At 60.9% G+C, this 21,168-nt stretch carries 29 protein-coding genes; 7 read left to right on the top strand and 22 right to left on the bottom strand.

Annotation, left to right across the window (positions count from 1 at the left end):
• Window positions 1-170: 170 nt before the first annotated feature.
• Genes CLI93_RS15530 through CLI93_RS04345 form a run of 3 tightly spaced genes read right to left on the bottom strand, consistent with a single transcriptional unit; the run spans window position 171 to window position 1,665 of the window.
• Window positions 171-473: a nitroreductase family protein gene (locus tag CLI93_RS15530; RefSeq protein WP_143326345.1), complete on the bottom strand. Its 303-nt coding sequence runs from the start codon at window positions 471-473 to the stop codon at window positions 171-173.
• Window positions 356-772 carry a nitroreductase family protein gene (locus CLI93_RS15620; RefSeq protein ID WP_095541794.1) on the bottom strand — a complete coding sequence of 139 codons (417 nt, stop codon included), beginning with the start codon at window positions 770-772 and terminating at the stop codon, window positions 356-358. Before CLI93_RS15620 ends, CLI93_RS15530 begins: the two co-directional genes overlap by 118 nt.
• Complete coding sequence (locus tag CLI93_RS04345; RefSeq protein ID WP_095541793.1) at window positions 769-1,665, bottom strand: EamA family transporter; 897 nt, start codon at window positions 1,663-1,665, stop codon at window positions 769-771. The genes CLI93_RS15620 and CLI93_RS04345 overlap by 4 nt, the downstream gene beginning before the upstream one ends.
• A 109-nt stretch (window positions 1,666-1,774) precedes the next feature.
• Here CLI93_RS04345 and CLI93_RS04340 point away from each other — a divergent pair, with 109 nt between their 5' ends.
• The 5 genes from CLI93_RS04340 to CLI93_RS14745 all read left to right on the top strand — a co-directional run bounded on the left by CLI93_RS04340 (window position 1,775) and on the right by CLI93_RS14745 (window position 4,695).
• The gene (locus CLI93_RS04340; RefSeq protein WP_238945748.1) at window positions 1,775-2,305 is read left to right on the top strand and encodes a MarR family winged helix-turn-helix transcriptional regulator; all 531 of its coding nucleotides are present in this window, start codon (window positions 1,775-1,777) and stop codon (window positions 2,303-2,305) included.
• Window positions 2,306-2,556: 251 nt separating this feature from the next.
• Complete coding sequence (locus CLI93_RS04335; RefSeq protein ID WP_095995702.1) at window positions 2,557-3,024, top strand: helix-turn-helix domain-containing protein; 468 nt, start codon at window positions 2,557-2,559, stop codon at window positions 3,022-3,024.
• Entirely contained in the window at window positions 3,021-3,596 is a 576-nt protein-coding gene (locus CLI93_RS04330) for a PIN domain-containing protein (RefSeq protein WP_095995701.1), read from the top strand. Before CLI93_RS04335 ends, CLI93_RS04330 begins: the two co-directional genes overlap by 4 nt.
• A gap of 324 nt (window positions 3,597-3,920) precedes the next feature.
• A complete protein-coding gene (locus CLI93_RS04325) occupies window positions 3,921-4,304 on the top strand; it encodes an immunity protein YezG family protein (protein WP_095995700.1) in 384 nt (127 codons plus the stop codon).
• 115 nt (window positions 4,305-4,419) lie between these two features.
• A complete protein-coding gene (locus CLI93_RS14745) occupies window positions 4,420-4,695 on the top strand; it encodes an immunity protein Tsi6 family protein (RefSeq protein ID WP_143326987.1) in 276 nt (91 codons plus the stop codon).
• 314 nt (window positions 4,696-5,009) lie between these two features.
• On the opposite strand, the gene CLI93_RS14740 is transcribed toward CLI93_RS14745, so the two are convergent.
• Complete coding sequence (locus CLI93_RS14740; protein WP_143326986.1) at window positions 5,010-5,234, bottom strand: hypothetical protein; 225 nt, start codon at window positions 5,232-5,234, stop codon at window positions 5,010-5,012.
• Window positions 5,235-5,364: 130 nt separating this feature from the next.
• On the opposite strand from CLI93_RS14740, the gene CLI93_RS14735 reads away from it, so the two are divergent.
• The gene (locus CLI93_RS14735) at window positions 5,365-6,066 is read left to right on the top strand and encodes a hypothetical protein (RefSeq protein ID WP_143326985.1); all 702 of its coding nucleotides are present in this window, start codon (window positions 5,365-5,367) and stop codon (window positions 6,064-6,066) included.
• 56 nt (window positions 6,067-6,122) lie between these two features.
• Here CLI93_RS14735 and CLI93_RS04320 read toward each other — a convergent pair whose 3' ends face one another.
• Window positions 6,123-7,163, bottom strand: coding sequence for an aldo/keto reductase (locus CLI93_RS04320; RefSeq protein WP_095995699.1), 1,041 nt, complete (start codon window positions 7,161-7,163; stop codon window positions 6,123-6,125).
• A gap of 19 nt (window positions 7,164-7,182) precedes the next feature.
• The gene (locus CLI93_RS04315) at window positions 7,183-8,382 is read right to left on the bottom strand and encodes an MFS transporter (protein ID WP_095541787.1); all 1,200 of its coding nucleotides are present in this window, start codon (window positions 8,380-8,382) and stop codon (window positions 7,183-7,185) included.
• A gap of 173 nt (window positions 8,383-8,555) precedes the next feature.
• On the opposite strand from CLI93_RS04315, the gene CLI93_RS04310 reads away from it, so the two are divergent.
• Complete coding sequence (locus tag CLI93_RS04310) at window positions 8,556-9,464, top strand: LysR family transcriptional regulator (protein WP_095541786.1); 909 nt, start codon at window positions 8,556-8,558, stop codon at window positions 9,462-9,464.
• A 49-nt stretch (window positions 9,465-9,513) separates the two neighbouring features.
• Here the strand turns inward: CLI93_RS04310 and CLI93_RS04305 are convergent, their stop codons facing one another.
• From CLI93_RS04305 to CLI93_RS04230, 16 genes are all read right to left on the bottom strand, one after another.
• On the bottom strand, window positions 9,514-9,684 hold the full coding sequence (locus CLI93_RS04305) for a hypothetical protein (protein WP_238945747.1): 171 nt from the start codon (window positions 9,682-9,684) through the stop codon (window positions 9,514-9,516).
• A gap of 97 nt (window positions 9,685-9,781) precedes the next feature.
• Window positions 9,782-10,438: a DNA alkylation repair protein gene (locus tag CLI93_RS04300; RefSeq protein ID WP_095541785.1), complete on the bottom strand. Its 657-nt coding sequence runs from the start codon at window positions 10,436-10,438 to the stop codon at window positions 9,782-9,784.
• 102 nt (window positions 10,439-10,540) lie between these two features.
• Window positions 10,541-11,143, bottom strand: a complete 603-nt coding sequence (locus CLI93_RS04295; protein WP_095541784.1) for a DNA-3-methyladenine glycosylase I — start codon at window positions 11,141-11,143, stop codon at window positions 10,541-10,543.
• Window positions 11,140-12,123: a virulence RhuM family protein/type II toxin-antitoxin system death-on-curing family toxin gene (locus CLI93_RS04290; protein WP_095541783.1), complete on the bottom strand. Its 984-nt coding sequence runs from the start codon at window positions 12,121-12,123 to the stop codon at window positions 11,140-11,142. The genes CLI93_RS04295 and CLI93_RS04290 overlap by 4 nt, the downstream gene beginning before the upstream one ends.
• Before the next feature lie 70 nt (window positions 12,124-12,193).
• A complete protein-coding gene (locus CLI93_RS04285; protein ID WP_095541782.1) occupies window positions 12,194-12,859 on the bottom strand; it encodes a glutathione S-transferase in 666 nt (221 codons plus the stop codon).
• Between the two features lie 238 nt (window positions 12,860-13,097).
• Window positions 13,098-13,667, bottom strand: coding sequence for a dihydrofolate reductase family protein (locus CLI93_RS04280; protein WP_095541781.1), 570 nt, complete (start codon window positions 13,665-13,667; stop codon window positions 13,098-13,100).
• Window positions 13,668-13,960: 293 nt separating this feature from the next.
• Window positions 13,961-14,260, bottom strand: a complete 300-nt coding sequence (locus CLI93_RS04275) for a DUF6958 family protein (RefSeq protein ID WP_095541780.1) — start codon at window positions 14,258-14,260, stop codon at window positions 13,961-13,963.
• Window positions 14,253-14,789 (bottom strand): GFA family protein, encoded by a 537-nt coding sequence (locus CLI93_RS04270; protein WP_095541779.1) that lies wholly within the window; start codon window positions 14,787-14,789, stop codon window positions 14,253-14,255. Before CLI93_RS04270 ends, CLI93_RS04275 begins: the two co-directional genes overlap by 8 nt.
• 173 nt (window positions 14,790-14,962) lie before the next feature.
• Window positions 14,963-15,502, bottom strand: a complete 540-nt coding sequence (locus tag CLI93_RS04265) for a GNAT family N-acetyltransferase (RefSeq protein ID WP_238945746.1) — start codon at window positions 15,500-15,502, stop codon at window positions 14,963-14,965.
• A 110-nt stretch (window positions 15,503-15,612) separates the two neighbouring features.
• Window positions 15,613-16,332, bottom strand: coding sequence for an SDR family oxidoreductase (locus CLI93_RS04260; protein ID WP_095541778.1), 720 nt, complete (start codon window positions 16,330-16,332; stop codon window positions 15,613-15,615).
• The gene (locus CLI93_RS04255; protein WP_095541777.1) at window positions 16,329-16,661 is read right to left on the bottom strand and encodes a DUF2834 domain-containing protein; all 333 of its coding nucleotides are present in this window, start codon (window positions 16,659-16,661) and stop codon (window positions 16,329-16,331) included. The genes CLI93_RS04260 and CLI93_RS04255 overlap by 4 nt, the downstream gene beginning before the upstream one ends.
• Window positions 16,662-16,761: 100 nt before the next feature.
• Window positions 16,762-17,199: a VOC family protein gene (locus CLI93_RS04250; protein WP_095541776.1), complete on the bottom strand. Its 438-nt coding sequence runs from the start codon at window positions 17,197-17,199 to the stop codon at window positions 16,762-16,764.
• A 59-nt stretch (window positions 17,200-17,258) separates the two neighbouring features.
• Window positions 17,259-17,924 (bottom strand): glutathione S-transferase, encoded by a 666-nt coding sequence (locus CLI93_RS04245; protein ID WP_095541775.1) that lies wholly within the window; start codon window positions 17,922-17,924, stop codon window positions 17,259-17,261.
• A 177-nt stretch (window positions 17,925-18,101) separates the two neighbouring features.
• Window positions 18,102-18,878 (bottom strand): helix-turn-helix transcriptional regulator, encoded by a 777-nt coding sequence (locus CLI93_RS04240; RefSeq protein WP_238946614.1) that lies wholly within the window; start codon window positions 18,876-18,878, stop codon window positions 18,102-18,104.
• Window positions 18,879-18,931: 53 nt separating this feature from the next.
• Complete coding sequence (locus CLI93_RS04235; RefSeq protein WP_095541773.1) at window positions 18,932-19,837, bottom strand: pirin family protein; 906 nt, start codon at window positions 19,835-19,837, stop codon at window positions 18,932-18,934.
• Window positions 19,838-20,226: 389 nt separating this feature from the next.
• A complete protein-coding gene (locus CLI93_RS04230; RefSeq protein ID WP_095541869.1) occupies window positions 20,227-21,117 on the bottom strand; it encodes a pirin family protein in 891 nt (296 codons plus the stop codon).
• Between the last annotated feature and the right edge of the window lie 51 nt (window positions 21,118-21,168).

The raw sequence follows: 21,168 nt of genomic DNA, 5'->3' as shown, positions 1-21,168 counted from the left end.
CGGGGCGTTTTGCTCAAAGCGCCGGGGCAGGTCGGGGTTGGCCAGAAAGGCGGTGCCGTAGGCGATCAGCTTGGCAATGCCTTTGTCCAGATCGGATTAGCCGCCTTGGCGTTGCGCCGCAGTGGCGCCGTAGCGTATCGGTGCACACATCAAGCCGACGCACCAACCCCTCAAATCCGCCGCCATAGCTGCTCGACCGGCGCCCGCACTTTCTGCGCCTGGGTCGCCGCTTTGCCCACGGCCACCAGCAGCACGGGCAGATGGCTTTCCGGCAAGCCCGCCAGCTGGCGCACCGCGGCGGGGTCGAAGCCGCTCATGCGGCAGCTGGCCCAGCCTGCCTCGGTGGCGGCCAGCATCAGCGCCATGGCCGCCAGTGAGGCGCTGCGCATGGCCTCGTCGCGCTGGGCCTGGGGTTGTTCGTGGAAGGCCGACTGGGCGAACGCCACCCAGCCGTCAGCGGTGGCCTGATCCATTTGTCCGGCCGCGACCACCGGCTGCAACCTGGCTGCCAGGGCTTGGTAGCCCAGCAGATCGCCGCTGATGATGAAAACGGCGGCGGCTGCACGATCTTGGGCTGCCTGAAGGCCGCTTCACACAAAGCCTGCTTGGCTTCGGGCGAGCACACGGCGGTGAAGCGCCCGTTTTGCAGGTGGAAGGCCGAGGGCGCGAGGCTGGCAGCCTGCACCAGATGCCGCAGCTCGGCATCGCTGATGGCGCTTTCGGCAAAGGCATGGGCGGAGCTGCGCCGGCGCAGCAGTTCAATCCGATTCATGAAGACTCCTTGGACGCATTTTGGGAAGCGTTGCCCTGAAAGGCGCGTTGCACGCCGTAGATGGCGCACAGCACCAGCCCGAAGCCCAGCAGCGCGGGCAGGCTCAGGCGCTGGTCGAGAAACGCCCAGCCCAGCGCGAAGGCGCACACCGGGCTGAGCAGGCCCAGCGAGGACACCACCGCAGGCGGCAGCAGGCGGATGCCGCGGAAAAACAGCGCATAGGCCAGCACCGCGCCCACCAGGCACAAATACAGGTAGCCGCCCCAGTGGCGCAGGGTCAGCACCGGCAGCGGCGCTTCCAGCCACAGCGCCAACGGCAGCAGGAACAGGCCGCCGGCCACCAACTGCCAGCCGGTAAAAGCCAGCAGCGGCATGGACGACTGCCAGCGCTTGGAAAACCACAGCCCCAGCGCCATCGAGGCCGCCCCGGCCAGCGCTGCGACCATGCCCAGCGCATCGAACCGCGCCTGCGGCGAATACACCAGCAGCGCAATACCGGCCACGCCCGCCAGCGCCCAATACCACGCCGCCCTGGGCTGCGGCTGCCGCCCCAACAACCAGGACAGCGCCAGCACCATCAGGATTTGCGTCGAAGTGAGAATGGCCGCCAGCCCGCCCGGCAGGCGATAAGCGGCCACAAACAGCATGGCCTGGAACAAGCCGATATTGAGCACGCCCAACAGCAGCAAGCGCAGCCACTCGCCGCGCTGCGGCCAGCGCCGCGTCCACAACAGCAGCAACAACCCGGCGGGCAGACAGCGCAGCAAAGCCGCGTGAAAAGGCCGATCCGGCGGCAGGAATTCAGTGGTGACCAAGTACGTGCTGCCCCAGATCAGCGGCGCCAGCGCCGTGGTGAACAGCAGCAGGGGATAACGGGTGGAATGCGGATTCATGGATGCGCCTCGCTCGATTTATCTTCAATTAAAGACAAATCCATTCTGCTCGCCATTTATCTTTAAGTCAAGATAAAATGACGACCTGTTGCCCGCCAAGGAACCTCCCATGAAGACCCAGCCCGATCACCAAGCAATGCCCGATGCCGTAGACGCCATCGTCGCCCAATGGCAGCGCGAGCTGCCTAAGCTGCCCACCGCCGACATGGCGCTGATCGGCCGCCTCAAGCGCTGCGCCGCGCTGATCCAGCCCCGGCTTGAAACCGTCTTTGCCGAACATGGCCTCAGCAGCGGCGGCTTCGACGTACTCGCCACCCTGCGCCGCAGCGGCGCGCCCTATACGCTGAGCCCCACCGCCCTGTTCGCGGCGCTGATGATCACCTCCGGCACCATGACCCAGCGCCTCAAACACTTGGAAGCGCAGGGCTGGATCCGCCGCCTGCCCAACCCCGACGACGCCCGCAGCCTGCTGGTGCAGCTGACCGACAGCGGCAAGACGCTGATCGAGCGCGCCCTCGTCCCGCACGTGGACAACGAAGCCCGCCTGCTCGCCGCCTTGCCGCCCGACGCCCGCCAGCAACTCGATGCCGGCCTTGCCGCCCTGCTGCGGGTGTTGGAGGGAGACGGGATGAACCCGTAAACGGCATTTCGATGCCGCTTCAAGTACAAGGCGCAGAAATAAGGCGGCCCTGCATCACGCCTGACTCTTGCGGCGCGGCCATCCCTTTTGGCGATTCCCCCCAACTTCAGGCCGCAGCCACGAAAAGCAGCCCATCACGGGCAGTTATCGAACACCCGCGCCAGCCGCCGAGAAAAGCGTTTCGTTTATTGCGATTTTCGATTATTTCGATTATAATCGCCGCCGTAACCGCTTTTGTTTCAGGAGCTCCCATGACTGCCATCGCCCCATCCAAGATGATGCTGCCCGCCGAGGCAGAGATGAAGGCCGCCGAGCAGGGTCAGCGCGCCTTGGCGGCCTGTCTGGCAACCCAATTGAAGACGCAGCGCATCCAGATTTTTGATGACCATCAACACGCGCATCAGGTGGAGTTGCCCACCTCGGCGCTGCGATTGCTGGTGGATATCCTGGCCGAACTGGCCGATGGCAACGCCGTGCGGGTGGTGCCCGTCCATACGGAGCTGACCACCCAGGAGGCTGCGGATTTGCTCAACGTATCGCGCCCCCATCTGGTCAAACTGCTCGAAGAAGGCGTCCTGGCGTTTCATCGCACCGGCAAACACCGCCGGGTGAAATTGGCCGACCTGATGGAGTACAAGCAGGCGCGCGAGCGTGCGAGCGCGCAGGCCATGGCCGAACTCGCCCAGCAGTCGCAAACCTTGGGCATGGGCTACGAGTGAGGCGCTCTCCCTTGACGGCCGTCTATGACGCCTGTGTTTTGTATCCCGCGCCGCTGCGCGACTTCCTCATGTGGCTGGGCTTGTCCGGGCGGTTGCGGGCGCGTTGGAGCCATGACATTCATGAGGAGTGGAAGCGCAACCTGATGCGTAACAGGCCCGACCTGAGCAGGCCGCAGCTTGACCGGACATCCGAACTGATGGATCGCGCAATCCCGGACGGCCTGGTGGACGGCTACCAAACACTGATCGCCAGGCTGCAACTGCCAGACCCGGACGACCGCCACGTGCTGGCGGCGGCGATTCGCTGCGGCGCCAGCGTGATCGTGACTTTCAACACACGCGATTTCCCCGCAGAGACGCTGACCGCATACGGCATCGAAGCGCAGCATCCCGATGCGTTCGTAGACAGGCTGTTGGATATTGACACGGCTGCCGTGATAGAGGCCGCACAACGCCAACGCGCCCAACTCAAACATCCGCCGATAGATGCGGAGCGCTATCTCGATATCCTGTGTCGCCAAGGTTTGGTCCAAACTGCCCAGGCGCTGCGCGCTTACCGGGCCATGCTCTGATGTTTCCTTAGAGCCTGTTCATAGTTTTCTTGTGTAGACGTTTTTCGAGGAAAAATCGTGTATGCAAGACGAAAATACGCACAAGGTTGGACACCTTGTAAGTTTTTCAACGCAGCAGACGCGGTTTTTAACCGGAAATACGACCGCAATGGAGACTATGAGCAGGCTCTTATAACCAACACAACGAAATGCGCCTGCTCTCAGCCTTGCTGGGGGTGTTGGAGGGGCAGACATAGAAACTGTTAGACAATGGATTGATGGAATTCCGCGGAATCCCATTCACTTCAGAAATATTCATGGCGCTGATTGCAGCAAGGAGGTTTTATGATAAAAAACGCTGAAACGCACTACAACAAGATTGGTCAAGCAATACTTGAAGCGCTCAATCAGAATTTTGATTCTGCATATGCCAGGATTGAAATGCTGGATGATATCGACTCTATTGGATTATTTTTCGAAAGAAAGGGAGAATATTTCTATTTGAATGAAGGTCTGAATGATCTTTTGGATTGTTTTAGAGAATTCCATAACGACTTTAAAGAAGAGCTTAAGCATAGCTGGACGAGCGCAACTTTTAAAATCAATCCCTCGGGAAAAATGGATTTGGACTTGGGATATGACGACATATCTGACTTCTCCATGTCATCACAAAGAAGAGACAAATGGATGAAAAAATATTTGGATTCGAGCAAGAAAATAAATTGGTAGTTCCTGTTGCTGATCGTAAGCCAGGCTGGCTGACCTCAATCCTGGCCAGCCCGGAATATTTATAATCGATTCTCAACGAAGCGATCAGAAAAAAAAAAAAAAAACGGTACAACTTATGATTAGCGAGAACTTGCTAGCAGCAATCGCCAAGGCAAAAGAAATGACGGAATTTCGTTTGAATGCAAACCGAAATTATGGGGTTTATATTCACGCCAAAGAACAGCTGAAAAATATGCAAGATGCCGTTGCGGGGAAAATTTCGATTGATGGATTGGCGATTGATATTGGCATCATGGCTGTTAAAGAGCTGGAAGCCTCTGACCCGGAATACGCTGATGCACTAAGCTTGGCTGCTTATTTGTTTCAACAATGGTTTTCACGGATGCCATGAACGTCGGCTCTTCCCGCCACAGCCCGTACTGCGGGCTGTAAATACCGGGATTGACCAGGGCCATGAACTGCTCGCCCCAGCGCTTGGGCGCTACGGGCTGGGTGGTCCCTTCCGCAAGGCGGCGTGGGCCCGGCGCGGCACTTGCACCAGCAGATAAGGCTGCAACCGCCGGGCCAGCGCGCCAATGGTCAGCGCATACACCGCCAGCAACTGGATGCAGGCCTTGCCGCCTTGCTGCGGGTGTTGGAGGGGGAAGCAGAGAACTCGTGAGCATAGGCGCTCACGCAAAGCTGGCGCGGGTTTGGCGCACTGCGCTAAACGGCTCCAGCCACCGGCGGCGGGTTGAGTTCGGCGAACTGGCCGTTCCAGTAGGGGTAGTAGGGATAGGGCGGCATGCGGAAGCTGGCGGCGTCCAGTTGCGCCATGTGTTCGGCGCTGAGCGTCCAGTCGGCGGCGGCGAGGTTTTGTCTTCGTTTCGCGCGCCGATCAGCACGGTGGCGACGCTGGAGCGGGGCGTAGCCAGTTGAACTTGGGGGCATGCGCCTATGAATATATGAATATATAAGGCATTCATACCTGTTGACATGAGACTAAATGCGCGATAAAGGTGGCGCGTTACTGAAATGGGCTTGACCAAAAGGGATATCTATATTTGAAAGGAAGAAGCCAATGAAGAATATTGTTTTATCTGCCAGCGTCTTGCTGCTGGCCGCTTGCGCCAGTCAGGCGCAGCCTGTCCCTACTCCGGAAAAAGCGAGTGAGCCCATGAAGCAAGCCGCCTGTAAAAATCTTGCGCCAATCAAAGACATTGATGATCTGCTCTACCAGATGTACAGCAACTTGGATAGTCAGTGTTTATTTGAAATGCCCACTTCAGAGCTGGAAGAAATATGGGGGATACGCATTTTTGATTTAACAGGCCCTCATGGCAGCGAAAAAAGAGAGGCGCAACTTAAGGCATATCACCAACACCACGCCAACGGTGTCAATGGCGTTTTTATGGTGAAAAGCGATGACGAGCCAAGCTCAGGTCAGTCATTAAGAATAGAAGCGGCCATCCATGCAGCGAATGGAATGAATAATAAATTTGGCGGAAGCCTTGGAGAGCTTCGTCTCCCGGTTCAACTGCCACCCCCAAACAGATCTCATCAGATGCACCCTTTAGCTTGGCCGGATGCTATGCCAGAAAATCTAGGAAGCAATCCCACACCCACACCAAAAAACATTGATAAATCAGAATATGATGTATTTACCGATTATTTTTGGTTTACAGCGCCGCCTAACCCAAAGAATCCACTTCTAATCATAAAAACTCACCACATCCGCGAGCCCGTTCAGATCGAAGTAAAACAATACTCTAACGATGCTTGAGTTAAGAAGCCCTTCTTTCAGGCAGCCTCACAAGCTGCCTGAAAGTGGCTCGAGTTTTATCCAACCGCCACCGGCGGCGGGTTGAGTTCGGCGAACTGGCCGTTCCAGTAGGGGTAGTAGGGATAGGGCGGCATGCGGAAGCTGGCGGCGTCCAGTTGCGCCATGTGTTCGGCGCTGAGCGTCCATTCGGCGGCGGCGAGGTTTTGCCGCAACTGCTCTTCGTTGCGTGCGCCGATCAGCACGGTGGCGACGCTCGGGCGTTGCAGCAGCCAGTTGAGCGCGATTTGCGGCACGGGGCGGCCGGTATCGGCGGCGATGGCGTCCAGCGCATCGGTGACGCGCCACAGGTGTTCGTCGGCCACGGGCGGGGCGAATTGCGCGGTTTGGTGCAGGCGACTGCCTGCAGGCAGCGGCTGGCCACGATGCAGTTTGCCGGTCAGCCGCCCCCAGCCCAGCGGGCTCCACACCACGGCGCCCACGCCTTGGTCGAGCGCCAACGGCATCAGCTCCCATTCGTAATCGCGTCCGATCAGCGAGTAGTACACCTGATGCGCCACGGGCCGCGCCCAGCCGCGGCTCTCGCTGATGCCAAGCGCTTTCATCAGCTGCCAGCCGGCGTAGTTGGAGACGCCGACATAGCGCAGCTTGCCCGCGCGCACCAGATCATCGAGGGCGCGCCAGGTTTCTTCCAGCGGGGCGCGGGCGTCGAAGGCGTGCAGTTGCAAGAGGTCGATGTAATCCGTGCCCAGGCGCTGCAAGCTGGCGTCCACCGCGCGCAAGAGGCGGTGGCGGGACGCGCCGGCGTCGTTGACGCCTTCGCCCAGGCGCAGCGCGGTTTTGGTGGAGAGGATGAGCCGGTCGCGCCGCCCGCGCATGGCTTCGCCCAGCACGCGCTCGGATTCGCCGTCGGAATAGACGTCGGCGGTGTCAAAGAAATTCACGCCGGTCTCGATGGCAATGTCCAGCAGGCGGCGCGCCGACTGGGCGTCGGTATCGCCCCAGGCGGAAAACAGCGGCCCTTTGCCGCCAAAGGTGCCCACGCCGAAGCCGAAGGCGGAAACTTTCAGGCCGGATTGGCCGAGGAAGCGGTATTGCATAGGGATGACTCCTTGGGTATCAATGGGAAAGGTGTTCAGGTCGGCGCAAGCGCTCGCGCCGGATGGCCACCCAGGCCACAATCGTGGCCAGCAGCGGCATGACAGCAGCGAACAACGGCAGTACGTGCAGGCCCAGCCCCTGGGCGATGACCACGCCGCCCAGCCACGCGCCAATGGCATTGCCCAGGTTGAACGCGCCGATGTTGAGGCTGGAGGCCAGGCTTTGCGCCCGGCCTGCGCGTTGCAGCACCCACATTTGCAGCGTGGGCACGGTGGCAAAGGCGGCCGCGCCCAGCAGCAGAGAGAACCCTGCCGCCGCCGGGCGGCTGGGCAAGGCGGCGGTCATCAGGGCCAGCACGGCGGCCAGCCCCGGCAGGCTGATCAGCAACGCGCGCGCCACGCCGCGATCGGCCAGCTTGCCGCCCGCGAGGCCGCCGATGACCATGCCCACGCCGAACAGCAGCAGGATGGGCGCGACCGCGCTTTCGGTAAATCCGGCCGCTTCCATCAGAATGGGCTGGATATAGCTGTGCACCACGAACAGGCCGCCAAAGCCCAATACCGTCATGCCCAGCCCCAACAGCACCGGCAGGCGCAGCGCTTGGCGCACCTCATCGCGCACCCGGCCCGGCGGCGCATCGGCCTGCGTGCGCGGCGCCAAGGCCAGCACCACCAGCGCCGCCAGCGCGCCAATGGCCGTTACCGCCCAAAAGGTCGAGCGCCAGCCGTAGTGCAAGCCCAGCCAGGCTCCGGCGGGCACGCCCAGCAAGGTGGCCAGCGTCAGCCCGGTAAACATCAGGGCAATCGCCTGCGCCTGCCTGTTCGGCGGCGCCAGCTGCGCCGCCGCCACCGACCCCACGCCGAAATAGCTGCCGTGCGCCAGCGCCGTCAACACCCGCGCCGCCAGCAGCCAGCCATAGCTGGGCGCCAGCGCGCAGGCCAGATTGCCCAGGGTAAACACCGCCATCAGCCCCAGCAGCGTGGCCTTGTGCGGCAAGCGCCGCGTGGCCAGGGTGAGCAGCGGCGCGCCGAAAAACACCCCCAACGCATAAGCGGAAATCAACCAACCCGCCTGCGGCAGCGTCACCTGCAACTCGGCAGCCACCTGCACCAACAGCCCCATGATGACGAACTCGGTCGTGCCGATGCCGAACGCGCCAATGGTCAGCGCATACACCGCCAGCGGCAGGCGTTGAGGGGCAGAAAGCGGCATGGGCATCCTTTTCTTATCGTGGAAAAGCGCGCACTATCCGCTTTTTGATTACCCGCATAAACCGGCGTATTCTTGAATCTCTTTCAAAGAAAAATTGAAAAAGGAGCCAAAATGACTACTACGGCCACCGCGCACCACCCCCGCCATCAGGCAACCGCCGTCCGCCTGCCGCAAACGCCATGAACCGCTTGAGCGACATCGCCCTGTTCCTGCAAGTGCTCGACAGCGGCTCCATCAGCGCCGCCGCGCGGCACATGGACATCTCTCCCGCCGTCGCCAGCCAGCGCCTGCAACGGCTGGAAAGCGAACTGGGCCTGCGCCTTCTGCACCGCACCACGCGCCGCCTGCACCCCACGCCCGAAGGGCTGGCGCTAGCCCAAGAAGGCCGCCCGCTGGTGACCGAACTCGAAGCCCTCGCCAGCCGCCTGCAACAGCACAGCCAGCGCATCAGCGGCGCCCTGCGCCTCACCGCCCCGCCTTCTTTCGGCAGCCACTACCTCAACCCGCTTTTGCCCGGCTTTCTCGCCGCCCACCCGCAATTGCACATCTGCCTGCATCTGGATGACCGCCCCATCGACCTGGCGGGCGACGGCTTTGACCTGGCCATCCGCATCGGCACGCTGGGCGACTCCAGCCTGATCGCCCGGCGCTTGGCCGACAACCGCCGCGCGCTCGTCGCCGCCCCCGGCTACCTGAAAACCCGCGGCGCGCCGCAGCGCATTGCCGACCTGGCCGAACACGACTGCCTGCTGCACCACAGCCAGCCCCGCCCGCACTACTACTGGCGCCTCATCAACCCCGAAGGCGAAGAAGAAAGCGTGCGCGTGCACGGCCGCCTGGCCAGCAACTACGGCGACGCCCTGCGCCAGGCCGCCATCGCCGGGCAAGGCATCGCCATCCACTCCCTCTGGCACGTACACCAAGACCTGCGCGCCGGGCGGCTGGAGCGCGTGCTGCCCGACTGCCGCCTGCCCGACAGCGGCATCTACGCCGTGATGCCCACCCGCAGCCACACCCCGCCGCGCGTGCGCGCCTTTGTCGATTACCTGGCCAAGGCGCTGGCCGGGCTTGATTGGCATCCCCCCTGAGCGGCAACGCTCATGCAGAAAGAATGAGCGCGGATTCGGCGTGCCCGTGCTAAACCCCTGCAGCCACCGGCGGCGGGTTGAGTTCGACGAACTGGCCGTTCCAATAGGGGTAGTAGGGATAGGACGGCATGCGGAAGCTGGCGGCGTCCAGTTGCGCCATGTGTTCGGCGCTGAGCGTCCAGTCGGCGACGGTGCAGACGGCGCTTTGTACTGCGCACACCGAGGCGTTCTCGCACGGGGGCCGGAAAGTGCATAACACGCTCTAAAAAACCCTTGCGCCCCACCGACCAGGCTGCCTGAAAAGCTTTCAGGCAGCATCACAGATACTTTTCCGCTTCGCGGATACTCAAAGCCGCCATGTGGCTTCGGTGGCGGGTGATGAATGCACGCACCCATGCGGGGTTGGTTTTGCTGTAGTCGCGCAATGCCCAACCGATGGCTTTGTTGATGAAAAATTCTTTTTGCGCCAGGTTGTTGCGGATAATTTGCTCCAGGAGCGCGGTATCGGTTTTTTCTTTGCGCAAAAGCTGATGATCGATGGCGACGCGCCGCAGCCAGATATTATCGCTGCGGCTCCAGTCCAGCAGCACGGCGTTCACTTCCGAGTAATTCAAGGCAATGCCGCCGACAATGCGGTCGAGCACGTCGGACGTGTCCCACCACGATTTTTCAGTAATCAGTTTTTCAAGGCGGGGGATGTCTTGCGGCGTGAGCTGTTTTTGCATGGCTTTCAAATAGTTCAGTGCGCAATATTGCAGCTCGCGGTACGGGCTTTCCCAGCATTGGGCGACGAATCGCCAATCAATATCCTGTTTTGCCGCCTGCTTGAAAAACGGCTTGCAAATCTGGGCGATGTGGGGCTTGGCAATGCCCAGATAATCAAAGCGGTTTTTCATATACGCCTTCATCGGCACGGCGCGCTCGGGGTCGGCGGCGCTGTGCAGAGCGGCCAGTAATGCTTCGCTGTCGATCATGGTCTTATGCTCAGGCTTGGGGTGGGCGGTTTTGGGAAGGTGTGTCCGGGCCGTCTGTTTGCGGCCCAATCGGCAAGCCATTGGCGATTGTGGGGCAAGTATTCACTGCGGGATTTTGAATATCCGCCGCGCCTGTTCGGCCTTGGCGCGCAGGGCGCAGCCCGGGGCGTGGTCGTTGACCAGCCCCATAGCCTGCATGAAGGCATAAACGGTGGTGGGGCCGAGGAATTTCCAGCCGCGTTGTTTCAGCGCCTGGGCCAGCGCCTGTGATTCGGGGGATTGCGCGCGAATTTGCGGCGGGGGCGGGGTGGGCGGCTCAAAGCGCCAGATGAAGGCGGCCAGCGAGCCTTCTTGCTCAATCAATTCCACCGCCCGTCGGGCATTGTGGATGACGGCTTCGATTTTGCCGCGATGGCGCACGATGCCGGGATTGTTTAAAAGGCGCGCCGTATCGGCCTCGTCAAAGCGCGCCATTTGATGAAAATCGAAACCGCAAAAGGCGTGTCGAAAGTTTTCACGTTTTTCCAGAATGGTGCGCCAGCTCAGGCCGGACTGGAAGCTTTCCAGACACAGTTTTTCAAACAGCCGGATATCGTCGCCCACCGGGTAGCCCCATTCTTCATCGTGATAGGCGGTGTATTGCGGCGTGGCGGCGCACCAGTGGCAGCGCGGCTGGCCGTCGGGGTAGGCGGTGGCGATAGTCATGGCGCGGCCTTGTGCAGCATGTGCATCACCAGCCGGATCAGCACGTCTTTTTGTTGGGGGTCGGATTCGGCCACCAGCAGGGTGAGCGCGGCCAGGCCGGTGTCGTTGATGACGGGCTGACCCTGGGCATCGAGCAGGCGGCAGTTGCGGTGCAGAAAATCGACGAACAAGAATGCGCCGCTGCGTTTGTTGCCGTCGGCAAAGGGGTGGTTTTTGACCACGAAATACAGCAGGTGCGCGGCCTTGCTTTCGATGCTGGGATAGGCGGGCTCGCCAAACACGGTTTGCGCCAGATTGCCCAGCAAGGCGGCCAGTCCGTCGCCGCGCTCCTGCGCAAACAGGGCGCTGGCTTCGCCGCGCGCCACCAGTTGCGCCTTCAGCCCGGCCAGCGCGGCGCGGGCCTGTTCAACCGTGGGCAGTGCGCCGCCGCTTTCGCCCGCCGGTTCGGCCAGCAGACCCTCGTCGTACTGTTGCAACCACAAAAAGGTGTGGGTGTAGCGGCTGACGATATCGACCAGCCCGCGCCCGCCTTCCAGTGTCAGCGCCGGGGAGCGCGCGGTTTTCCGGATCAGCGCCAGGGCCTGTTCCAGCTCGGCGGCGTTTTGCGCCAGGCGCTGCTGGTTCAGGCTGTAGCCTTGCAGCAGGTATTCCTTCAGGCGAGTGGTGGCCCAGATGCGAAATTGGGTGCCCGCCTTGGAGTTGACGCGGTAGCCGACGCAGAGGATGGCGTCGAGGTTGTAGTACTCAACCTGATAGGTTTTGCCATCGGCGGCAGTTGTTGCATTTTTTGCAACAACTGAAGGCCGCATCAATTCGCCCTCGGCAAAGATGTTCCTCAGGTGCCGAGAAATCACCGATTTGTCGCGGCCAAACACCTCGGCCATTTGCTGCAAGCTCAGCCACACGGTATCGCCGTCAAACCGCACTTCCACCTGCGTTTGGCCGTCGGGGCTTTGGTAGATTTCAACGGGATGGTTCATGGGATGGCTCCGGTTTATCCAGCCGTGGCGACTTGTCCGGCCAGCGTGGTTTCAGTCCGCATTGTTCAAACTACAGCAATTCCAGCTTGCCGATGCGCTCGCCTGCCCGTTGGTAGGCCGGGTCGGTTTCAATGCGGCGCACATAGGCGGCGACATTGGGCAGATTGAACGAGGTGCGCGCCACAGCGGCCTGCAAGGGGAAGCTCATCATAATGTCGGCGGCGCTGATTTCCTCGCCCAGCAGCCAGGTGCGTCCGGCCAGCCTGCTTTCGACAAATTCCAGATGCCGTTTGAGTTGCGGGTTCAAGAACGAGGCGCGCACGCCGTCGGTAATCTTGCGGGCAATGGGTTTGACGAAAAACGGCATTTTGCGTGTTTCGATTTTGCGGAACACCAGAGACATCACCAGCAGCGGCATCAGCGAGCCTTCCGCGTAGTGCAGCCAGAACAAGTAATCGGCATAGGCCGCGCTGTTGGCAGGCGGCTTCAGCGCCGTTTTCTGCCCGTAGCGGCCAATCAGGTATTCAATAATCGCGCCGCTTTCGGCCAGCACCAGGCCATCGTCATCAATCAGCGGTGATTTGCCCAGCGGGTGGATACGGCGCAGGCTGTCGGGCGCCAGCGCGGTTTCGGCATCGCGCGCCATGACTTCCGCGCGGTATTCCAGGCCGAGCAATTCCAGCAGCCAGGCAATGCGGTAGGCGCGGGATTGCTTGAGTGCGTAAAGGGTGATCATGGCGCATGTCCTTTTTTGTTTTTCAGGGCCATTTTTCAACGATGTTTTGCCAAGGCCGTGTTCCGGCAGCCTGCGGGCTTGCGTCGGGCATACCAAAAATGCATGTCAAGCCTCCCGCATGCCAGATATTTCGCGCGATCGACGCGGAGGAGTGCACGTGTGTGACGGGTAAGAAAAAAAGAAGATAAACTTTCAAAAATATTCGATTTCAATAAAAATCGCCCTGGCCTGAGCTGAGTCATTCTTCATTGGTGTCGTAAGTAAGGAGGCAGACGCTGCCCGGAATTGGTTCGTTGGCCTGAAGTCGCCAAGAACGAAGGGGAGAGCCGGCGAACAAAGGCGTGCCCGCGCCAAGGATGAGCGGATTCAGCTTGATTTGCAGCTCATCAATGTGTTCGATGAGTTGACTTGCAAGATTACCGCCGCCGCAAAGCCAGATGTCGCCACCAGCCTGCCGCTTTAGCTCGGCAATACGCGGAGCGAGATCGCCCGACCAGACATCGACAGCGGGATCATCGGGCAATGTCCGATGCGTAACGATAATTTGCTTCAAATGTGGGTACGCGCTAGTCAGGCCAGCTCTCAGCGCTGGTTCGTGCGTGCGATAGCCCATGATCACCGTGTCGAAGCGACGCGGCGATCCGGTGACGCCCAGAGGCTGGCGCAGGTGCTGCGGACAAGTCTCCGGATAGCGGGAGAACAAATGAGTCAAGGTCTCAGGCTTTGCCGGGAAAACGGAAGCATCACCGTTCTTATCGGCAATATAGCCGTCAATACTGGTCGCGACATAATAGACAAGCTTTCTCATTCCTGATCCAATCGCAAAAATGGGCACAAGCCATATTGACAATTCACAAGACAAATTTCAAAAAGCACCGCGGCATTATTATGAATGAAGGCAATAGGCGTCTGGCTTTTGAGGCTTTCAAACCTTATGGCGGGTTACTGAGAAAAGGATCTTCGCAGATACGGGTAGTCGCTGGCAGTGATTTTTGATAGGCAATGAGTTTCACGGGGTTTTCCTGCGAGGGCGATGTGCCATTCGGCCATGCCGTCCATCGGGCTTGCATCTGGCGCACCGAAAATGCACGCCAAGCCTGGCTACGCGCCGACGCGATACAAATGCACCGGCTTGATGGGCGCGCGCTGGATGATGCCCTTGGCTTCCAGATCGAGCTGAACCGCCTTCAGCCACCAGCCTGCGGTGGCGCCGCCGGGAAAGAGCGCTTGCGGCAACTGCGGCAAAAGCGCCGCCTTGGCCTGCGCTACCGTGATGCCCGGCGGCTCGGGCGGCAGTACCGCCAGCAAGGCCTTGCGCATGGCCAGGTATTTCGCGCGATCGACGCGGGCGGTTTTGCCCGGCGTGTTGATGTTTTCGATGGCGATTTTGTCGTCAGACATGCAGCTTCTCCTTGATGGCAATGGGCGGATTTTTGAAGCCCATGGCCGCCCACGCGCCGAACAGCTTGGCGTAGAACCCCAGCGATTGTTTGGGCAGATTGGGCAAGTCGTCGGGCAGCGCCGAGGCATCGGCCAGGTCGCTCGCCATGGTGCGCATTTGCGGCTTGGGGCGGGCAGCCGCCGGCCACAGATGCAGGTAAATATCCAGCCAGTGCGCGCCCTTGAGCTCCATGAACAGGGGCGTGTTGCAGCAGATGGCGACCACTCGCCGGGTGCCTGAATCGTCCGTCAGGCGAAATTCGGCCAGACGGTCAAAGCCCTCCACAAAGCGCACGCGGTCTTTGCGATACAGGGCGGTTGCCGTTGCGCCCAAAGAGGTGAGCAGGTTATGCGCCTGCGCAAGCGTCGCCAAACGCCCTGCGGCGGCGCGGCAGCTGTTGCACAGGCATTCGGTCACCATAAACGGCGCGCCGATCACTTCAATGCGCGTCTGGCCGCAGCGGCAGGCCAGCGGGGTGGATGGGGTCATGGATGTTTCTCCTTATGTGTCAAGGGCTGCCTGAAGCGCTTTCAGGCAGCATTGCCATGGGGCACGACGTCAACCGGCCATCCTGCCGCAAATCGCCGTGCGGCATTTGTCACGGATTGCGCGCGGGCACAGAAAGCAGGTTTTGTCCGGCCATATTCTGGGGGTTTCACAAATCAAAGCCTACGAACCATGATGCAGTCTTGTTCATTTTCGCGGACAATTTCAAAACCCAGTTTTTCATACATGCGCAGCGCAGGATTGGCTTTTTGAACCGAAAGCGAAACTTGCTTGTATCCTCGCTTTTTCAAAGTCAAAAGGATTTGTTGCATAAGCGCCGCGCCAATACCCAAATTTCTATACCCCTTGAAAATCGAAATGGAAAGGGACGGGGTTTCATCATCAACATGGCCAAAATCATGGATGATGCGCGTCCATACCGCCCCTACCACCTTACCCTCGACTTCCGCCACATAACAGACATCATCTTTTCCGCCAAAATCTGCAATATATTTCTGCAAATCAGGGTGGTTCACAATATCTTTGGGCGGCGCTTGCGCCCCTTCAGGAATGAAAATCGCCTCATACAGAAATTCATTCAATAACGGAATTTCGCACGATTTTAGTTCCCTTATTTGATAATTCATGCCAGCCTCCGCTTGCGTCATTTTTAATGAAACAAATTCATTTAAGCAGGCAAGCGATGGATCTGGCATCTTCAAATCAGCGCGAGGCTGCCTGAAGTGGTTTCAGGCAGCCGCAGCAACGTCTGCCGCAATGCCGCACAAGGCCGATGATGCCGTCCTTTGCCAATCGCCAAGCCGCGCTACAAACCCTTGCGCATGATGCGCTGCGCCAGCGCGGGCGAGAGGCGCTGGATCAATGCCAATAGGCGGGTTTTGCCGCCCAGCACCTCATGGCGGTCGGCCGCGAAAGCGCGCCAGAACTCGGCGACCAATGCATCGGGGCTGATCTTGCCCTTACCGCGGCCTTGGGTCATGGCGGTATCCACCAAGGGCGGCAACAGCTCGAACACTTGCACCGGCGTGCCTTCCAGCTGCCAGCGCAGGGTTTGCGAAAAACTGTGCAACGCAGCCTTGCTGGCGCAATAGATGCTGGCCGCCTCCTTGGGCACGATTGCCAGACCCGAGGAGACATTGACAATGGCCGCCTGCGGCTGGCGCAGCAGCGCGGGCAAAAACGCATGGGTCAGCAGCACCGGCGCGGCCAGATTGGTTTCCAGCTCGTGGCGGATGTCGGCCTGGTCTTGCTCAAGCAGGGGGCGGTTGATCTGGATGCCGGCGTTGTTGACCAGGATGGAAATATCGCCATGCGCCTGCAACAGTCGCGCGCGGTCGGCGGGCTGGGTGATGTCGGCCACTGCCGTTTGCGCGCCGGGCAAGGCGCGCGCCGCCTCGGCCAGGGCATCGGCGCGGCGGCCTGCCAGCACCACCGAGTTGCCCGCGGCATGGAAGCGCTTGGCCAACGCCAGCCCGATGCCGCTGGCGCCGCCGGTGATCAGTACTTTGTGGCCGGATGTGTTCATGGGTTTTCTCCTTGCGACCAAGCGTGGTCAAGATGCCGCTGGCGCAGCCACAGAAATAGCGGCAGCGCCAATGACACGCCAACCGCCAGCCCCAGCAGGGCCAGCGGCCCATGGCGCAGGCCGAGGCGGCGGCTTTCGGCCAGCACAAAAGGGATCAGCGCCAAGGCCGATACCAGCACATCCGCCCAGGCAAAGGCCGAGAGCCGGTCGGCCTGAATCTGTTGCCACATCAGCGGCAGGTGCAGACCGTGTGCGGCCAGCCAAGGGATGAACTGCGCCAGTGGCAGAGCGGTGCCGATCAGGCACAAGGCAAGATAAAGCCGTTGCATGTGGGGTCTCCTGCACGTTGTCGTGTCCGCCAGACTAAAGCCGCCGGAAATGGCGCGCCAGACGGTCAGCGATCAATCAACGGCTGCCGCCCTGCCGCATTCAGTAGCTTTGCAGTTCGGCATTCACCTGCCACGGGGTGCCGAAGCGGTCGGTGACGATGCCAAAGCCCTTGGCCCAGAAGGTTTCGGCAAACGGCATTTGCACCTGCCCGCCTTCCGAAAGCGCCCGGAAAATGCGCTCGCCCTCGGCCAGGGTATCGACGTTAATCGCCACCTGAAAGCCTTGCATGGGCTGGAAGCCGCCTTCGCTGCAAAAGGCCGGCAGGCTGTCGCTGGCGTTGAGCAGGCGTTCGCCGTTATGCATCAGCTGGCTGTGCGCGACTTTGGTTTTATCGGCTTCGGACAGCGGCGGCATGTCGGGATCGGACGGAATTTGTGCATAAGTCATGATTTCCAGCTTGCCGCCCAAGAGTTCGGCGTAAAAGGTCATGGCCTCGGCACAATTGCCGTTGAAATAAAGATAGTGGCTGATTTTCATGAGGTTTCTCCTGTGTGGGGTGAGCGGGTGCGCTTGTGGCGCGGATGAAAATGGATACGTTAGAGCAATTCCAGTTTGCCGAGGCGCTCGCTTGCGCGCTGCCAGGCCGGGTCGGCCTCGATACGGCGCACGTAGGCGGCGATATGGGGCAAATCCAGCGCGGTGCGCGACACCGCAGCCTGTAGTGGAAAGCTCATCATCACATCGGCGGCGCTGATTTTTTCGCCCAGCAGCCAGGCGCGGCCTGCCAATTTGCTTTCAACAAATTCCAGATGCCGTTTGAGTTGCGGGTTCAAAAACGAGGCGCGCACGCCGTCGCTGATCTTGCGGGCAATGGGTTTGACGAAAAACGGCATTTTGCGTGTTTCGATTTTGCGAAAGACCAACGACATGACCAATAACGGCATCAGCGAACCTTCGGCGTAATGCAGCCAAAACAGGTAATCGGGATAAATCGGGCTATCGACCGGCGGCTTCAACGCGGTTTCCTGTCCATACCGGGTCATCAGGTATTCGATAATCGCGCCGCTTTCGGCCAGCACCAAGCCGTTGTCGTCTATCAGCGGCGATTTGCCCAGCGGGTGGATGCGGCGCAGGCTGTCGGGCGCCAGCGCGGTTTCGGCATCGCGCGCGATGACTTCCGCGCGATATTCCAGGCCGAGCAATTCCAGCAACCAGGCAATGCGATAGGCGCGGGATTGCTTGAGTGCGTAAAGAGTGATCATGGCAAACGCTCCTTATGGGTTTTTCAATGCCGTTTTCGGGCAATCTGCGCGGCGATGCGTTGATCTCTGCCACAGACCTGCTTCACAAACCGATGAAGGGCACACCCTACAGGGCAAAGTCGCTCAACGGGGATGGTCAGGCTCGCCATCCTGCCGCAAATCGCCGCACGGCATTTGTCACGGATTGCGCTGGCGCAGGTAGTCAAACAGCAGTTTGGGCATGTTGACAGTGATCGGCGGGTCGCTGGGACGCAGCGGGCGGAAGGCTAAATCAAGCGTTTGCGGTGCAGGCAGCGGGAAGGCAATCGGCTCGGGATGCAGGGCGCGCAGGCAGTGGTTGAGGCGGAAGAAATCCAGCGGGTTGAGGCTGGGGCGCATTTCACAGCCGAGCAAGTGGTAGCGACCGTCGGGAATGTGGTCGATGACAAAGCGGCGGGTGTGAAACAGCGCCCGCCCCAGCACCGGCACACCGCGCGGAATCGGCTCGGGAAACAGCCCGACAAACACCAGCGGTGCCAGCCCCTCGCCCTGTATTTCCACGTTGAGCGTATGCGTTTGCGGATGGGCGGCGGGGTCGAAGCCGTGGTAGGGCAGCACCCGGGCGCGGCCGTCATGCAGCGCTTGCCGCAAGGTGGCGCTGAAGGTGGCGGCCTGTGCGCGATAGTCGCGCGGGCTTTGCCCGGTATGGGCGCGGAAGCGGTGCGCGTAGGTGGCGGCGCTGGCATGGCCGGCCTCCAGTTGCGAGGCAATCACTGGCTGGCCTTGTACCAGCGGGGCAATGCCCTGCTCGATTTTCAGCGCGGCAATGTAGTCGCGCAGCGACAGCCCGGTTTCGGCGCGAAACCAGCGGCTCAGGGCGAAGCGGTTAACCCCGAAATGCGCGGCAATCTGCGCCGGCGTGGGGTCTTGGTGCAGCTGCGCACGAATGTGCGCAGTCAGGGCGTCAACATCCATCATGAGCGCGATTGAAACATGACGGCCTGCGCGCTGGCAGGCCGCATGCAGCTTTAGCGCAGGTTGCCGGGCTCCTCTGGCGCCTGCAAACGCCGCAGCGGGGTGTCGGTGAGGTCGATTTCCTCGCCAAAGCGCGGGCTGTGGTTGTTCCACTCGTCCACGGCGCGAGCCAAAGCCTCGCGGCTGTCGGCGACGAAGTTCCACCACATGACGGTGGGGTGCGGCAGCGGCTCGCCGCCCAGCAGCAGGAAGTGGCTGCCGGCTTCCGCTTCGATGGCGAACTGGGTTTCGCCCGCAGCGATGAAGGCCAGCTCATCGGCGCCAAAGGTTTCACCGCCGATGCGCACCTGACCGGCAATCACCAGCACGCCGTATTCCCAACCGCTTTGGCAGGATATTGGCAGGCTGGCCTCAGCCTGGCATTGCACATCCACGCCAAGCAGTGGGCTGTGCTGGGTGGTGGGCGCGGTGCGCCCCTGAAAGTGGCCGGTGGTGAGCACATAGCGCACGCCGTTGGCGTTCTCGTCCTGCCAGGCGGGCAGTTCCGGGTAATGCACAAAGCCCGGCGCGATGGATTGATTCATCGGCAGGGCAATCCACAGCTGCACTGCGTGCAGGCTGCGCACCCCCTCGGGGGTCTGCTCGGTATGGGCGATGCCGTGCGCATCACCCGTGCCTGCGGTCATCAGATTGACCTGGCCTGGGCGAATCACTTGCCGAAAGCCCAGGCTGTCGCGGTGCAACAGCTCGCCTTCCAGCATCCAGGTAAAGGTTTGTAGGTTGGTGTGCGGATGCGCGCCGACTTGCAGGCCGGGGCTGTCCGCCTCAAAGCGAGCCGGGCCGATATGGTCGAGAAAGCACCAGGCACCGATGGTGCGACGCCCGGCCTGCGGCACCAGCCGGGCAACGGGGATGCCGCCAACGTCTTTGCTATGGGCGGTGAATTTTTGTGGGGTCATGTGTGCTCCTTGGCTTTGGGCTGGGGATAGAAATGGGGGAAGGCGCTGCAATTGATGGCATTGCGCCCTGCAAGCCCAGTGGCCAGGGCCTGTTCACCCTATGCAAAGAGTCGCGAAGGCCTGAAAAATCGCTCCGATCAAGGCGCACGTCGCAGGGCGTATGTCGATACGCCCAAGACGGGCAACGCCGAGCGGGGGGATTTTTCATGCCTTCCCCAAGGGTTGTGGCCTGTAGGGGCCGCCCACGGCGTTGGCAATCCTCGTAAGGCATCCAGCCTTGCTGCGGTTGCCGCCTTGTGCTCGGCCCCTACAGGCCACAACGCGATCTCCTTGCCTAGGGTGAACAGGCCCTAACGGATAGGCGGCAGGTGATGGCCTGCCGCCACGCTTCAAGCCATGCGGCCAAACTTGCCACTGTTGAAGTCACGGATGGCCTCGGCGATTTCGGCCTGGCTGTTCATCACGAACGGGCCATAGCCCACCACCGGCTCGTCAATCGGCTCACCGGCCAGCAGCAGCACCTTGGTGTCGGCATTGGCCTCAATGGTCACGCCGCTGCCTTCATGCGAGAGCGTGGCCATTTCGGCCTTGCGCAGCACCTTCTCGCCATTGACCAGCACCGTGCCATCGAGCACCACAATCAGCGTGCTCCAGCCTTCGGGCTGCGCCAAGTCGGCGCTTTGTCCGGCCTTCAAGCGCATATCCCAGACGTTCATCGGGCTGTAGGTTTCGGCAGGGCCTTTGCCTTCGCCATAACGTCCGGCAATCACCCGCACTCGACCGGCATCACCCGGCAACGCGATGGATGGGATTTGCGCATCGGTAATGCCCTGATAGTGCGCCGGGGTCATCTTGTCCTTCTTCGGCAGATTGACCCACAGCTGCACCATCTCGAATGGCCCGCCTTCGCGGCTGTAGCGCTCGGAATGAAACTCCTCGTGAATGATGCCGGCACCGGCCGTCATCCACTGCACATCGCCACGACCAATCACGCCGCCAGCGCCAGTGCTGTCGCGGTGCTCGACTTCACCCTCATAGACGATGGTGACCGTCTCGAAGCCGCGATGCGGGTGCTGCCCCACGCCACGGCGGTAGCCGCTGTTGGGTGGAAATTCAGTCGGCGCAGCATAGTCCAGCATCAGAAACGGGCTGCGGCTGGGCACATCCGCGCCGTTGTAACCAAACATGCCGTGAACGGGAAAACCATCGCCCACCCAGTGACGGCCAGGGGCGCTGCGGGTGTCGATCACGGTCTTGGCGGTGGTGGCAACAGTGGTCATGGCAAACATCCTTTCTTGAATGAAAACCGCCCAAAAGCGGCATGGACGCTA

Origin of the sequence: Vandammella animalimorsus (genome assembly GCF_002288875.1) — a bacterium.
GTDB classification, from domain to species: Bacteria; Pseudomonadota; Gammaproteobacteria; order Burkholderiales; family Burkholderiaceae_C; genus Lampropedia; species Lampropedia animalimorsus.
The sequence above is the reverse complement of the archived record's forward strand: the minus strand, read 5'-3'. Positions and strand labels throughout refer to the sequence as shown.

Excerpts from the sequence above, each read along its gene's own strand:
- CLI93_RS15530 (WP_143326345.1), bottom strand. The coding sequence starts at position 473 with ATGGATCAGGCCACCGCTGACGGCTGGGTGGCGTTCGCCCAGTCGGCC.
- CLI93_RS04235 (WP_095541773.1), bottom strand. The coding sequence starts at position 19,837 with ATGACCCCACAAAAATTCACCGCCCATAGCAAAGACGTTGGCGGCATC.
- CLI93_RS04250 (WP_095541776.1), bottom strand. The coding sequence starts at position 17,199 with ATGAAAATCAGCCACTATCTTTATTTCAACGGCAATTGTGCCGAGGCC.
- CLI93_RS14740 (WP_143326986.1), bottom strand. The coding sequence starts at position 5,234 with ATGCCCCCAAGTTCAACTGGCTACGCCCCGCTCCAGCGTCGCCACCGT.
- CLI93_RS04255 (WP_095541777.1), bottom strand. The coding sequence starts at position 16,661 with ATGCAACGGCTTTATCTTGCCTTGTGCCTGATCGGCACCGCTCTGCCA.
- CLI93_RS04290 (WP_095541783.1), bottom strand. The coding sequence starts at position 12,123 with ATGAACCATCCCGTTGAAATCTACCAAAGCCCCGACGGCCAAACGCAG.
- CLI93_RS04320 (WP_095995699.1), bottom strand. The coding sequence starts at position 7,163 with ATGCAATACCGCTTCCTCGGCCAATCCGGCCTGAAAGTTTCCGCCTTC.
- CLI93_RS04315 (WP_095541787.1), bottom strand. The coding sequence starts at position 8,382 with ATGCCCATGCCGCTTTCTGCCCCTCAACGCCTGCCGCTGGCGGTGTAT.
- CLI93_RS15620 (WP_095541794.1), bottom strand. The coding sequence starts at position 772 with ATGAATCGGATTGAACTGCTGCGCCGGCGCAGCTCCGCCCATGCCTTT.
- CLI93_RS04280 (WP_095541781.1), bottom strand. The coding sequence starts at position 13,667 with ATGAGAAAGCTTGTCTATTATGTCGCGACCAGTATTGACGGCTATATT.
- CLI93_RS04270 (WP_095541779.1), bottom strand. The coding sequence starts at position 14,789 with ATGACCCCATCCACCCCGCTGGCCTGCCGCTGCGGCCAGACGCGCATT.
- CLI93_RS04310 (WP_095541786.1), top strand. The coding sequence starts at position 8,556 with ATGAACCGCTTGAGCGACATCGCCCTGTTCCTGCAAGTGCTCGACAGC.
- CLI93_RS04335 (WP_095995702.1), top strand. The coding sequence starts at position 2,557 with ATGACTGCCATCGCCCCATCCAAGATGATGCTGCCCGCCGAGGCAGAG.
- CLI93_RS04230 (WP_095541869.1), bottom strand. The coding sequence starts at position 21,117 with ATGACCACTGTTGCCACCACCGCCAAGACCGTGATCGACACCCGCAGC.
- CLI93_RS04345 (WP_095541793.1), bottom strand. The coding sequence starts at position 1,665 with ATGAATCCGCATTCCACCCGTTATCCCCTGCTGCTGTTCACCACGGCG.
- CLI93_RS14735 (WP_143326985.1), top strand. The coding sequence starts at position 5,365 with ATGAAGAATATTGTTTTATCTGCCAGCGTCTTGCTGCTGGCCGCTTGC.
- CLI93_RS04260 (WP_095541778.1), bottom strand. The coding sequence starts at position 16,332 with ATGAACACATCCGGCCACAAAGTACTGATCACCGGCGGCGCCAGCGGC.
- CLI93_RS04240 (WP_238946614.1), bottom strand. The coding sequence starts at position 18,878 with ATGGATGTTGACGCCCTGACTGCGCACATTCGTGCGCAGCTGCACCAA.
- CLI93_RS04245 (WP_095541775.1), bottom strand. The coding sequence starts at position 17,924 with ATGATCACTCTTTACGCACTCAAGCAATCCCGCGCCTATCGCATTGCC.
- CLI93_RS04340 (WP_238945748.1), top strand. The coding sequence starts at position 1,775 with ATGAAGACCCAGCCCGATCACCAAGCAATGCCCGATGCCGTAGACGCC.
- CLI93_RS04285 (WP_095541782.1), bottom strand. The coding sequence starts at position 12,859 with ATGATCACCCTTTACGCACTCAAGCAATCCCGCGCCTACCGCATTGCC.
- CLI93_RS04265 (WP_238945746.1), bottom strand. The coding sequence starts at position 15,502 with ATGCCAGATCCATCGCTTGCCTGCTTAAATGAATTTGTTTCATTAAAA.
- CLI93_RS04325 (WP_095995700.1), top strand. The coding sequence starts at position 3,921 with ATGATAAAAAACGCTGAAACGCACTACAACAAGATTGGTCAAGCAATA.
- CLI93_RS14745 (WP_143326987.1), top strand. The coding sequence starts at position 4,420 with ATGATTAGCGAGAACTTGCTAGCAGCAATCGCCAAGGCAAAAGAAATG.
- CLI93_RS04295 (WP_095541784.1), bottom strand. The coding sequence starts at position 11,143 with ATGACTATCGCCACCGCCTACCCCGACGGCCAGCCGCGCTGCCACTGG.
- CLI93_RS04275 (WP_095541780.1), bottom strand. The coding sequence starts at position 14,260 with ATGTCTGACGACAAAATCGCCATCGAAAACATCAACACGCCGGGCAAA.
- CLI93_RS04300 (WP_095541785.1), bottom strand. The coding sequence starts at position 10,438 with ATGATCGACAGCGAAGCATTACTGGCCGCTCTGCACAGCGCCGCCGAC.